This is a genomic window from Streptomyces sp. NPDC058665 (genome assembly GCF_042714995.1).
Classification (GTDB): Bacteria; Actinomycetota; Actinomycetes; order Streptomycetales; family Streptomycetaceae; genus Streptomyces.
Genome location: NZ_JBHXRX010000022.1, coordinates 112,559 through 124,351, shown reverse-complemented (window position 1 = coordinate 124,351; position 11,793 = coordinate 112,559). Strand labels below are relative to the sequence as shown.

11 protein-coding genes and 3 pseudogenes are annotated in these 11,793 nt (G+C 67.9%); 6 read left to right on the top strand and 8 right to left on the bottom strand.

Features of this window, described 5'->3' with window-relative positions; all coding sequences use genetic code 11:
- Nucleotides 1-1,009: 1,009 nt before the first annotated feature.
- On the top strand, nucleotides 1,010-2,146 hold the full coding sequence (locus ACFWV8_RS16820; protein WP_384202018.1) for an XdhC family protein: 1,137 nt from the start codon (nucleotides 1,010-1,012) through the stop codon (nucleotides 2,144-2,146).
- Between the two features lie 27 nt (nucleotides 2,147-2,173).
- Here ACFWV8_RS16820 and ACFWV8_RS16815 read toward each other — a convergent pair whose 3' ends face one another.
- The 6 genes and pseudogenes from ACFWV8_RS16815 to ACFWV8_RS16790 form a co-directional block, all read right to left on the bottom strand.
- Entirely contained in the window at nucleotides 2,174-2,392 is a 219-nt protein-coding gene (locus ACFWV8_RS16815) for a hypothetical protein (protein ID WP_384202026.1), read from the bottom strand.
- 46 nt (nucleotides 2,393-2,438) lie between these two features.
- Complete coding sequence (locus ACFWV8_RS16810) at nucleotides 2,439-2,648, bottom strand: hypothetical protein (RefSeq protein WP_384202023.1); 210 nt, start codon at nucleotides 2,646-2,648, stop codon at nucleotides 2,439-2,441.
- An 82-nt stretch (nucleotides 2,649-2,730) separates the two neighbouring features.
- Nucleotides 2,731-2,835 (bottom strand): annotated as a pseudogene (locus tag ACFWV8_RS16805) (hypothetical protein); the annotation flags it as partial.
- 120 nt (nucleotides 2,836-2,955) lie between these two features.
- Nucleotides 2,956-3,373, bottom strand: a pseudogene (locus ACFWV8_RS16800) (AMP-binding protein); the annotation flags it as partial.
- 291 nt (nucleotides 3,374-3,664) lie between these two features.
- Nucleotides 3,665-3,997 (bottom strand): annotated as a pseudogene (locus ACFWV8_RS16795) (adenosylhomocysteinase); the annotation flags it as partial.
- Nucleotides 3,998-5,142: 1,145 nt separating this feature from the next.
- Nucleotides 5,143-5,655 carry a nuclear transport factor 2 family protein gene (locus ACFWV8_RS16790; RefSeq protein ID WP_384202004.1) on the bottom strand — a complete coding sequence of 171 codons (513 nt, stop codon included), beginning with the start codon at nucleotides 5,653-5,655 and terminating at the stop codon, nucleotides 5,143-5,145.
- A gap of 73 nt (nucleotides 5,656-5,728) precedes the next feature.
- On the opposite strand from ACFWV8_RS16790, the gene ACFWV8_RS16785 reads away from it, so the two are divergent.
- Both ACFWV8_RS16785 and ACFWV8_RS16780 read left to right on the top strand, forming a co-directional pair.
- Complete coding sequence (locus tag ACFWV8_RS16785; RefSeq protein WP_384202002.1) at nucleotides 5,729-6,052, top strand: ArsR/SmtB family transcription factor; 324 nt, start codon at nucleotides 5,729-5,731, stop codon at nucleotides 6,050-6,052.
- A gap of 364 nt (nucleotides 6,053-6,416) precedes the next feature.
- Entirely contained in the window at nucleotides 6,417-6,803 is a 387-nt protein-coding gene (locus tag ACFWV8_RS16780; protein WP_384201999.1) for a transposase, read from the top strand.
- Between the two features lie 146 nt (nucleotides 6,804-6,949).
- Here the strand turns inward: ACFWV8_RS16780 and ACFWV8_RS16775 are convergent, their stop codons facing one another.
- Both ACFWV8_RS16775 and ACFWV8_RS16770 read right to left on the bottom strand, forming a co-directional pair.
- Nucleotides 6,950-7,789, bottom strand: a complete 840-nt coding sequence (locus ACFWV8_RS16775; protein ID WP_384201996.1) for a helix-turn-helix transcriptional regulator — start codon at nucleotides 7,787-7,789, stop codon at nucleotides 6,950-6,952.
- Nucleotides 7,790-8,088: 299 nt separating this feature from the next.
- Entirely contained in the window at nucleotides 8,089-8,838 is a 750-nt protein-coding gene (locus tag ACFWV8_RS16770; protein WP_384201993.1) for an alpha/beta fold hydrolase, read from the bottom strand.
- Nucleotides 8,839-8,984: 146 nt separating this feature from the next.
- On the opposite strand from ACFWV8_RS16770, the gene ACFWV8_RS16765 reads away from it, so the two are divergent.
- The 3 genes from ACFWV8_RS16765 to ACFWV8_RS16755 all read left to right on the top strand — a co-directional run bounded on the left by ACFWV8_RS16765 (nucleotide 8,985) and on the right by ACFWV8_RS16755 (nucleotide 11,782).
- Nucleotides 8,985-10,007: an AraC family transcriptional regulator gene (locus ACFWV8_RS16765; RefSeq protein WP_384201990.1), complete on the top strand. Its 1,023-nt coding sequence runs from the start codon at nucleotides 8,985-8,987 to the stop codon at nucleotides 10,005-10,007.
- 620 nt (nucleotides 10,008-10,627) lie between these two features.
- The gene (locus tag ACFWV8_RS16760) at nucleotides 10,628-11,443 is read left to right on the top strand and encodes a polyketide synthase (protein WP_384201987.1); all 816 of its coding nucleotides are present in this window, start codon (nucleotides 10,628-10,630) and stop codon (nucleotides 11,441-11,443) included.
- Nucleotides 11,444-11,593: 150 nt separating this feature from the next.
- Nucleotides 11,594-11,782: a hypothetical protein gene (locus ACFWV8_RS16755; protein ID WP_384201983.1), complete on the top strand. Its 189-nt coding sequence runs from the start codon at nucleotides 11,594-11,596 to the stop codon at nucleotides 11,780-11,782.
- Nucleotides 11,783-11,793: the final 11 nt, after the last annotated feature.

Below are 11,793 nucleotides of genomic sequence, written 5' to 3'. Positions count from 1 at the left end.
CACCCGCTACGAGAAGACCGCCACGATCTACCTGGCCGGACTCCACATCGCAGGCATCTTCCTGTGGTCAGCCCGATGATCCAAACGAAACGGCCTAGCTCTCGCTGCGGTTTTCAGAAGGCGTACGGCACCCACTGATCGAGCTGGGTGCCGAAGGCCCTGGTGAGTTGATGTCGAACGCCGATATCGGTCCGGCGTCGCCGAGGCCGTCGAAGTGGTCCACGTCAGCCCAGCCACCCCGGAACAGAACCACGAACAGCTCAACGTCCGCCGGGGCCGGAGATGAGCACGCCGACGGAGTCGGGATCACGCACGTGAGTTCTGTCAGTCGCAAGCTGCCGAGGCCACGGCGCAGTATCGTCCCGCCATGTCACCTGCCCAACTTTGAGACCGGTCGCCGGCCGTCGCGCGGCCGACTCAGCGACTACTGGGCCGCCTGATCAAGATGATGACGTGCTCCGTGAGCGGATCGGGCCCCACCCCGACGCACCGTTCCAGTGACTTCCACACCCCCTCCGGTCGGGCCGCACACCATCGAGCCGACTCCGGCGCTCTCAATTCGCACCGACATTCTGAGAGGCCCCTGCCATCAACCGCTTTTGGAAGCCACCGATAAACGCTCTCCGGTCTCACCTACGCAGCCGGACCACCATTTGCCGCCGCCGACATGATCCCAACCGCTCTTCCTGGCGTGCGTTGGTGAGATGAGGTTCGTGGTCAGCTCGTCATGAAGCGATGGCCGGTCCGCCTCCGTCGGCATTGCGGTGGTTCGGTTATCCACGGATTGGGAGGCCGTGGATGTCCTCTCGGCGATGAGAAACCTTGATGGTGTACGAACACCCGGCGAAAGAGCGGTACATGACGAACGAAACGGCCACGGCGCCCTCGCGACAACTACTCGTCGACGACGAACAGGCGAGCATCAGGTGGGCCGCCCGCCATGCGACAGGTCCACGGCATCGGCAGCTGCCGGTCCATCCGGACCGGGTCTCGGCTAGGGCGTTCCCAAGTGCTTGACATAGCCTCGCAGTTGACCGAATGGCTGGCCGAGGGCCGGGCCTTCGCCGTTGCCACGGTCGTCGGCGCGAGCGGCAGCGCACCGCGCGGCCCGGGCGCCGCAGTCGCCGTGGACGCCGACGGCACGGTCATCGGCTCGGTCTCCGGCGGGTGCGTCGAGGGCGCCGTGTACGAGCTGTGTGCGCAGTCGCTCGCGGACGGCGAGCCGATACTCGAACGGTTCGGGTACAGCGATGCGGACGCCTTCGCCGTGGGGCTCACCTGCGGTGGGGTGATCGACGTCCTGGTCACTCCGGTCGGCGCCAACGCGCGGGAACGGTCCTTGTTTGCCCAGGCTGTTCAGGCGGCCGCCCGGGATGAGGGTGTGGCCCTCGCCCGGGTGGTGCGCGGGCCGGGTGAGTTGGTCGGCCGCGCCGTGGTGGTGCGCGCGGAGGGCGCGTACGAGGGGACGTTAGGCGGTTCGGATGGGAACGCTCTTCCGCGCGACGGCGGCCTTGCACGCACCGTGGCCGACGAGGCCAGGGCGCTCCTCGACACCGGCCGCACAGGCACCGTCGAGCTGTCCGAGGACGGTTCGCGCTGCCCTGGCGGGCTCACCGTGTTCGTGGAGTCGAGCCTGGTGGCGCCGCGGATGATCGTGTTCGGCTCCATCGACTTCGCGGCCGCGCTGGTGCGGGCGGGCAAGTTCCTCGGTTATCACGTGACCGTCTGCGACGCGCGGAAAGTGTTCACGACGCGGGCCCGCTTCCCCGAGGCGGACGAGATCGTGGTCGACTGGCCGCACCGGTATCTGGCCCGGACCGCGGTCGACGGGCGTACCGTGCTGTGCGTTCTCACCCACGACCCCAAGTTCGATGTGCCGCTCCTCGAGCTGGCGCTGTGGCTGCCGGTTGCCTATATCGGCGCGATGGGGTCGCGGCGCACGCATGAGGACCGCAATCGGCGGCTGCGGGAAGCGGGCGTCGGGGAGGCCGAGTTGGCGCGGCTGCGGTCGCCGATCGGGCTCGATATCGGGGGACGTGCGCCCGAGGAGGTCGCGGTCTCTATCGTCGCGGAGCTGGTCGCCGTGCGGTACGGGCGCGGTGGGGGGCCGCTTAGTTCGGCGGCGGACGTTTCGGTGCCTCGCTGACCGGCGCCGGCCTCGCCCCGTCACCTGTCAGCCGTCGACCAGCGCCAGGTCGACCGACGAGTCGACGGCCGCGTTGAGTGGGTGGTCGTCGAGATCGGGAACATGAGCGTCCTGCGGCGCCTGACCAGGGATGGGGACGACAACGCGATCATCTACGTCGACCTCGCGGTGATGAACGTGCTCAAGGTGCAGCGAGAGCGCCAGGAGCGGTGGAAGGAGCGGCTCGGCTCGCGCTGGGTCGAGCACGATCTCGTCTTCGCGCGGGACGGATACCTGCTTCGTGAGGACGGGATCACGCCCGGGCGGGCCGCAGGACGCCGGGTGCGCGGTCCTGACGGGTGCCGGTGGCCTTGAGGGTGTTCTCCGCCAAACCGTAACCGGGGCACATGGCATGGGAGTTGAAGCCGTACGGGTTGAACGCGTCGGTGAAGGAGCGGACCGTGCTCCAGCGCACCGGTTCGGCACCGTTGGCGGCCACGCGCCAGCGTGACAGATCGCCCACGCCACTCATCTCGCCTTCCGCCGCGGCGCGCGCACAACTCGTAGGCGAAACTGGGCGGGGCGGCGTGGGTGCCGCCGAACCGGGCGATGGCCTCCAGCCAGCGGGCCGGGCGGCGGATGAAGGCGTCGGGCGCCATCAGATACGAGGGGATGCCGGCCCACAGCGGCATCACGATCCCGAAGAGCATCCCCATGTCGTGGAAGAGTGGCAGCCAGTTCACCATCGTGCCGTGGGGCTCGCAGGGACCACAGTTCGTCGGTCGGGTCCACGCCGTCGGTGGCCACCAGGGTGAGTCCGGCCAGCGCGGGCAGGTCGCCGAAGCGCTCCCGCAGGTCGCGGATGACCTCGGTCGTGGTCAGGACGGTGGACGTGCCGGAGTCGTTGGCGATCCGGCGCAGCCGTAGGACCTCGTCGCGGTGCCGTGGCACCTGCACGGGGGCGCCGGCCACGCGTCCGTACACGCATCCCAGCAGAGTTCGTAGGAACTCCAGTCCCGAGGGGTACAACAGCACGGCGCTGCGGCCGGACAGTCCTGCTGCGGCGAACCCGGCGGCCCTTGACCGGGCGGCCTCGTGCAGTTCGCGATAAGTGAGTGACTCGTGCGGTTCCTCGCCGTTACGCAGGAAGACATAGGCCCTATCGTCGGGTTGTTTCTCGCTGCGCTGCCGCAGCGCGTCGGGAAGAGTGCGTACATCCACGCGCGGCTCGAGTCCGGTGGCGGTCATGTTGTCAGGTCTCCTTGTCGGTCCTCACGCCTGTCTCGGGCGGATACGAGGTGGCCGCGGGGGAGGCGGGGCGAGCGGAGATCGGCATCAGCACTGCCAGCAGCAGCTTCTGGTAGTCGGGGATCTGACGCACGTCCGTAGCGGAGACGGGCCCGGTTCTGTGCGTTGATACGGTGCTTGCCTGATCGTCCATGGAGTGTTCCTTCGCTGTCGTTCGCCTTCTGCGGGAGCGGCCATGACGCGGTGATCGCCTGCTCCGGGAGAGGGAGAGTCTTGGTTGCCGGGGGAGCCGGGCTTGGTGCACAGCTCGATCTGGGCCAGATCCTGGTCCGCGAAGCAGTTGGACTTCACAGACGACAGGCGGCCGTTGGCTTCGCCCGGCTTCAGCAGGCGTCCCTCGGGCAGGATGGTGATCATCTTGCCGTCGGGGAGGATGCGGGCGTGCGCCGGTGGTTTGACCTCGTCCCTGACGATGCCGGGGATCTCGGAGAGGCCGGCTCGGTCGATCTCGTTGTCGAGGTGACCGATGCTGCCCACGATCACCTGATGCTTCATCGTGGCGCAGATCGGGTCGGGCTCGGTGACGATGACGCGGGCTCCCTGCCCGCGCAGGGACGCCACGCATCGGGACGTCGGTCGTGGTCTTCTCTCACGCGGTCTCCGAGGCCAAGCTGGGTCCAGGCCAGGGGTCGTGAACCAACAGGACATGTACGACGGTGAGTTCCTCGTTGTCCGCAGCGGGTAGCTCGCCGGTCTTCTGGGAGCCGACGCCCTTGTCAGCGAGGGCGGCCCGGGATGGTTCTCGTAACACGGTCAGTCTCCCTGGACCGTAGAGGTCTTCTCGGCGGCCGGCTCCGGTGCGGAGACCTGGTGTGACGTGGTGGAGTGCGCTGTTGGTGGGTTGCTGACTCCGTTGTGGGAGCACCGATCACTCATGCTGTTTCCAGCGTCGGGGGTCGGGAAGCGAGTCGGCGAAGCTGTCGGGCACGACCCTGCCGACTGAGCCGATCGCAGGGGATCCGGCGGGGACCAATTCATTTCTACTGGCTGCGGGCCGAGGTAGCCACGGACCGCCGATCCCCCCCTCCCGAGCGGGGCTGCGACCGGCGAGCCTGCGCTCGGGATGCCTTGAATGGCGGCTCCGCAGCCGGGGGCGGACCACGTCGACGGGTAAGCGAGGAGAGCCGGGCAGCTCCTGGATCGCCTCGCCGCAGGCGGACAGGATCCGGTCGCGCTGCCCGGCGTTGAGAGAATCGACGCCGGGCACAGGTTCGTCGCGCCCCCGCTGCTGGTGACCGGCTCCCTGGGTCGGTGTGGGCGGGACCGTGCGCAGCAGCCCGTCAACGACGGGGCGGGGAGCGGCCGCTCTTTTCGGCTCTCCGGACAGCGGGCACCGCTCCCGCTCTGGCATGGAGCGCTGGGCGAGCGTGTCCTTGTGAGTGATCCGGGCCCAGGTATCGCGTGCGTACTCGTGGCCGTTTGTCAGCTCTTCTCCGATCAGGACCACTTCCTCGAGCTCCGGGCAGATGCCGGGGCCCCCGGGGGTCGGGTGCTACGACTGGCCGGACGGCGCCCCTTACGACGGCGGGACGCCGGTCACCTCGAACGTTCCGGGCTCAGGGGTTCACTGGATCGTCTGATCCGAGCCCTGGCTTCCGCCGGGTAAGAACGTGGATGCGGCAGTGGATACGCGATGTCACGCTGCACCTCACAGCCTCACAGTTCGACGTGTCCACCTGGGGAAAATGGGCTGTACGCCTGGGCTCAGCCTAGACGCCCGACACCAGCTGGGGGTTCGCGACAACGGGGAACGTGTGGAAGTAGAGCTGTTCCACGCGACGGTGGGAGATCCTCCAGCCAGCGGGCGTACGGACCCAGTCGTCGTGCCAGTAGCCCACGGCGAACGTGTTGCTGGACCCGTCCCGGTTGGCGTGAGTGTGCAGGTGCGGAGCGATCGAGTGGGCGGTGTCGCCGTCAATCGTCACCGTCGCGTGTCCTTCGATGTGCTGCCACGCGTTGAAGGAGAAACCCAGCCCCTCGATGCCGCCGACGAGATCCTTGCCACGCATCAGCTCGGTGTACTCACCGAGTCCGAAGACTTTGGCTCCGGCGTCGGTGGCGTCGATCTCGGCGTCGGGGGTAAAGAGCTCGCCCCACTGAGCGAGCACGTTGCCGTCCCCGCTATCCGCCTGATGCAGGTCCTGGCCCAGTCCATAGAGGGCGACCTTGTCCTGAATCTCGATCCGGTCGAGGAGGTACTGGATGCGGTCATTGTCAGCCATGGTGAAGTCTTCCTTCGATCTTCCAAATTTCCAGGTTCTTGGAAATATCGATGCCTACGCTAGCATGGGTTGCATGACGCGCAAACCTCGGACATCGACCCCCATGCCGATCCCCAGCCTGGCCAAGGTGTTCGATGCGCTCAGCGACGAGAGCCGACTCGCCATCGTGCAGTTGCTGCTCGACGGCGAGTTGCGCACAGCCGGTCAGATCGCGGAATCGGTCTCGCTACCGGCGTCGACCTGCTCGTATCACCTCTCAAAGTTGCTGAACGCCGGCATAACGGTGTGCAGGGTTGAGGGGACGCATCGCTTCCCTGTGCTGCGCCGCGCGGAGCTCGACGACCACTTTCCCGGACTCCTTGACCTCATCCGTCAGGGTGCACTCGTGCGCGCCTGAGCAGGGTCGGGGGCTGGACACGGAGTCCTCACAGGCCACCGCGCCAGTCCCCGACCCTGCTTGGAGCCGGGAGATGATGAATTCCGCCCATGGCGATCGGGCGAGATCTTCCCCGGGCAGATGTCATCCCCGGCCGGCCACTACCGGCCGACCGAAGTGGTGGGCGACGTACACCGCAAGCCGATGAACACGACGACACGCTCTCCGCCGCGGAGCGACTCAGCTTGGGATACGCGGCTTGATCGCTTCGTAGGACAACGTCGGCGAGGTCGTGTGCGGGACTGTCATTGGACGACGAGCCGGGCTGAGGTGACCGTGCCCAGATCTGAGCCGGAGTGGACATCGGCAGGGACACCACCACTGCGTGGTGCTGGATGCCCAGGGCGAGCGTCTACTCTCACGCCGAGTCCTCAACGATGAGACGGCCCTAATGGAGCTGATTTCAGACGTGCCGGCGCTCTCCGGCGAGACGCTGTGGACGGTGGACATCAACCACGGCGGCGCCGCGTCGCTGATTGGCCTGCTGCTGAACCACGACCAGCCGATGGTCTACATCACCGGCCGGCCGTGGGCCAGGCGTCGACCGCGTATCGAGGCCAGGGCAAGACAGATGAGAGACGGCTTCGTCATCGCCGACCAGGCCCGCATGAGCAAAGACCTCGGTCTGCTGCGGTCCGGCGACGAGACAGCCGTCGACCCGCGCACTCTCACCGCCCGTCGCACTGACCTGGTCAACGATCGTACCCGGTAGATCAACCACCTTCGAGCTCAACTTCCGGCGATCCTCCCGGCGTTGGAGCGCGCGCTGAATTTGAGCAAGAAGGGCCCGGTCGTCCTGCTGGCAGCCAGGCCCACCATCCGCCCCTTCGTCGGATGGCGGGGGCCGGGAGCGGAGTGTCATGTCAGTGCCGGGGCGCCGAGCGCGGACAGTCTCTGCAGCTTCTCGTGGCTTTCGCTGCCCGGAGTGGCGGTGTAGACGAGCAGCATGTGCGAGTGGCTCGGGTCGAGCAGCCGCTGGCAGTTCAGCTCGAGGAGGCCCACGTCGGGATGGACCAAGCGCTCGTTGTCGCGAGGGTGGACGCCGATCTCATGGTTGTTCCACAGGCGCCGGAACTCCTCGCTCCGTGCGAGGAGGAGATCGGCCAGGTGCGTCGCCCGGGAGCCGGGCCCGCGGAGGGTGACGAGCCGACGCAGGGCCGAGGTGTGCATCCGGGAGAGGAACGCGTGCTCATCGGCCGCGTGCAGCGCGCGGGCGGTGAGGTCGGTGAACCACCGGTAGCCCCTGCTGCGGGCCGGGCCGCTGTAGTGGGTCGTGTCCCCGGTCAGGGCGACGCTAATCGGGCTCTGGCGCAGCGTCTCACCGAGTTCGGTGACGATCTCGGCGGGGGTGCCGGTGAGGTGGTCGAGCACCCGCAGCAAGCTGGGGGGGATGTATTCGCTGTCGGTACTCCGAGCGGATGGGCGGTGGCCGGCGAGGCGGAGAAGGTGGTCGCGTTCGTCGAGTGAGAGGTGCAGGCCCTCGGCGATCGAGGCGATCATCTGCTCGGACGGCCGGGGGCCGCGTTCGCGTTCGAGTCGTGCGTAGTAGTCGGTCGACATGTGGCACAGGTGCGCGACTTCCTCGCGCCGCAGCCCGCTGGTCCGGCGTCGTTGCCCCCGTATGAGGCCGACGTCCTCAGGTTGCAGGGACTCCCGGCGGTGGCGCAGGAACTCGGCCAGTCCGGTTCTATCGATCAACGTTGCCTTCCTCGGTTCCCAGGCACGACTCGTCCTCCCGGCCTTGGCGGGCGGACGAAGTGAGCAGTTCGTGGTCGCCGGGGCGCACCCGGCGTGTGCGGTGGCGGAAGGGGCAGTCGGGGCAGGTGCCGCCGAGCGTGTCGTCCTTCTCCAACACCACGACGTCGTGACGGCCTGCCCCAAACAGCCGGATCGCGGCACCAATGCGCCCGCGAACCCGCTGTCCACGACGGCGATGTCCACGGTCTGGGTGGTCGTCGAATCCGCCGGTGTGGTGTCCGGTTCAGCGGTCGGCGACATCAGGCATGCAGTGGCGACGCGCAGCGTGCCAGATGGGACCGCACGCGGTGCAACCACTCGGCGGGGCGCTCGACGTGGAGGCTGTGGCTTGCGCCTGGCCCCTCGACGAGGACGAGCTGAGCGTTCGGGATCGCGTCGGCGACCACACGGGCCTGCCGCGGCGGAGTGAGGACGTCCTGCTCACCGACCAGGACGGTCGTCGGGCGGTCGATCCCTGGCAGCCGGTCGAGGGCGTCGTGGGCCAGGTTCGCCTCCCACTGGTGGGCGACCGCTCGGGTCTGCGCGGCGGTCTGCGGGAACAGCGGCAGGATAGATGCGGCGAGTTGTTCGAAGACCGGGCTGTCGAGGAACGCGGGGAGTCCGTCGCCGCGGGCCCACGTGTCGTAGAGCAGCAGCGACGCGACCAGATCGGGTCGGGCGAGCGCGAGCTCCTGGGCGACGGTGCTGCCCAGCGACCAGCCGATGACGTGTACCGAGCCGGTGTCGAGCTTGTCGAGCAGTGCGGCGGCGTCCGCGGCGAGGGAGGCCATCGACACCGGCTCGGTGTGCGACGAGGAGGCGCCGATGCCGCGGTGGTCGTAGGTGATGATCTGACGGTCTGCCGCGAGGCTGTCGATGATCGTGGGCGTCCAGTGTCCGACCGAGGTGCTGGTACCGGCCACGAGCAGGACGGGTCCGCCACCGCTGTGGGCAGGGCCGTGGATGTCGTAATGGAGGTCGACGGCGTCGTTGATACGGAGGGTGGGCACGTCGTCGTTCGCCTTTCTCGGCGGGGCTGAACTGCCGGATGCTGACCCAACAGACGCTAGTGACGGCCCAGGAACCGCCCCAGGACATCCCATGCCGAGGTATTGTCATTTTCAGCCAGGGCGGGTGGCGGTGGACGGGAGCGGGCATGCAGTTGGATCTCCCGATCAGCGCGACCAGTGTTCGGCTGCTGACCGAGCTCGGCGTGGAGTACGGGCTGGCGCTCGCCGACTGCCTGGCCGGCACCGGCATCGATTCGGCCGAGCTGTGCGCCCTGGAGGCCGAGGTCACCGTCGGCCAGGAGCTCACGGTGGTGCGCAACCTCCTGAGCCGTCTGGGTGCTGAGCTGCCGGGGCTCTCGATGGTGGCCGGAAGCCGCTATCACGTCGCGATGCACGGTGCATGGGGCCTGGCCATCGCGACCAGCCCCACCGTGCGGGAGGCCGTCGACGTCGGAGTACGCTACGGCGACCTGGGCTGGGTGTTCGTCAAGTTCTCCTTCGCCGAGGTCGACGGCGAGGCCGTACTCAGCATCGACGGTGATCACATTCCCGCCGATTTGCGGACGTTCCTTGTCGAACGCAACAGCGCCGCGACCAAGGTCTTCATCCACGACGTCATGGGCGCCGACCTGCCGTTGACCGCAGTGCGGTTCCGGCACCCGGCACCCGCGGACATCACCCGATACACCGATCTGTTCGGCATCACGCCGACCTTCGACGCCCCGGACAACACGTTCTGCTTCGACGCCTCCTACCTCGAGCAACCGCTTCCGCAGGCCAACGAGTGGGCCTGGCGCAACTACGAGAACATCTGTCGTGAGCTGCTCGACCGTCGGCGGGCCCGCGCGGGTGTCGCGGGTGCGGTGCGGGACGCGCTGCTGCGCAGGTCCGGGGCGCTGTCGTCCCTCCCGGAGGTGGCCAGGGAGCTGGGGACGAGCACGCGAACGTTGGCCCGCAGACTCGATGCGGAACAGTCCTCGTTTCGGGTGCTCGCCGACGAGGTCCGGCAGACCCTGGCGGAGGAGCTGCTCGGGACCGACATGACCGTCCAGCAGGTCGCCCACCGTCTCGGCTACACCGAACCGTCGAGCTTCGTCCGAGCGTTCCGGCGCTGGACCGGCCATGCCCCGCAGGCCTACCGCAGGGAACGGCAGCCCCGCCGGCTGTGATCCACACCGGTTCTCGCCCGACCGACGACGCGATCAGGAAGTCGCGACTCCAGCGCCGTTGAAGGGCCGCGTCGGCGAGGTCGTCCCGCAGGATCGGGAACGAGAAGTCGAGTGATGGATGTGGCCGTGCCCCAACTCTGGGCCGGACGGACATCGGTAGGAAGAACTACCACGCGGTGGTGAATCGACGCGGGGCGCAAGCGGCTTCTGTCGCGGCGGGCACGAAGTGGACGCGCTCCGGGGGACCTTCGCGGAGTTGACGCGGTTCGGCAGCATCCGTACAGCACATGACAGGGCGGCAACCAGTTCTCGGGCGAACGCCGTTGCGGGTGCACGGGCTGCAGATCTTGTCCAGTGCGCATCCGGGACCCGACAGTCCCAGGGTGCACCGGTGACACTGTGTCAGGGGCGTGATGAGGGAGAGCGGTCGTCGGAGACGTCGCGGAGACCCTCACGCATCCACAGCCGCGTCCGGCTCGACTCCGCCGTGATGCCCGGACATCGCCGGGAGACCTTGATGAAGACCACGTCGTCTGCGACGCCCGATCCTTCTTCGCCGCCACACCCCAACCATTTCCCGGAGCCGACGGAGCCGTCGTGTGTGCAAGAGGAGTGTGACCATGCGTGACATGGACGATGTCGTCGCCGTGGTGGGGATGGCTTGCCGATTTCCGCAGGCGCCGACGCCGGAGGCTCTGTGGCGTCTGCTCCGTGACGGAGAAAGCGCGATCACCAGCGCCCCTCCCGACCGGTGGGGTACGCGCCGACCGGAGACCGGGAAGCCGTCCTCGACTCTCCGGGGTGGCGTACTCGACGACGTCGACCGGTTCGATCCCGGGTTCTTCGGCATATCGCCGCGCGAGGCCGCAGCCATGGACCCGCAACAGCGGCTCATACTCGAACTGGGTTGGGAGGTTCTCGAAGACGCCGGTGTCGTGCCCGCGTCCGTACCGGATTCCGCACTGGGCGTGTTCGTGGGTGCCATGTGGGACGACTACGCCCCCCTGGCGTATTCGGACGACACGCTCACGTCGCAGCACATGATGACCGGCATACATCGCAGCGCGATCGCCAACCGCCTGTCGTATGTGCTGGGCTCGCACGGGCCGAGCATGGTGGTCGACAGCGGCCAGTCCTCCTCGCTGGTGGTGGTGCACCTCGCCGCCGAGAGTCTGTTGCGAGGGGAGTCGCTGCTCGCGATCGCGGGCGGGGTCAACCTGGGCCTGCTGCCGCAGAGTTCGGCCATCTCGTCGCGATGGGGAGCGATCTCGCCGGATGGTGAGTGCCACACCTTCGACGCGCGGGCCAACGGCTATGTCCGCGGCGAAGGCGGAGGGGCGGTCCTGCTGAAGTCCCTCCGACTCGTCTGCGGCCGAGCGGATCGCGGTGGCGTCCGAGGCCGCGCGACGGTGGGTGGACGGTGCGCCCACTGGTGACTGGACCGCGTTCACGCACATGCTCGCCGAGGACGTACGATTCAGCGTTCCTTCGCTCGGGCTGCCTCCGACCGGCGTGGGCTTGGCCGAGGCCGCCCGGTTCTTCTCATTCCTGGCTGACAACTGCGCACCACACTGGTCATCAAGAATGTGCTGGCCAACGGCAGTGCCGTGGGCTTCGAGATCCGCTCAGAGGGCATCGTCCAGGGCCGTATGACGGCCAACCATCTCCTTCTCGTGCTGGTCGTGCACGAGAGTGTGGTCACCGGCTTCCGTGAATACATCGCCTGGCCCGGTGGTCTACACGACATCACGGTCGGGCGAGACTTGCTCGACTGAATCATCCAAAG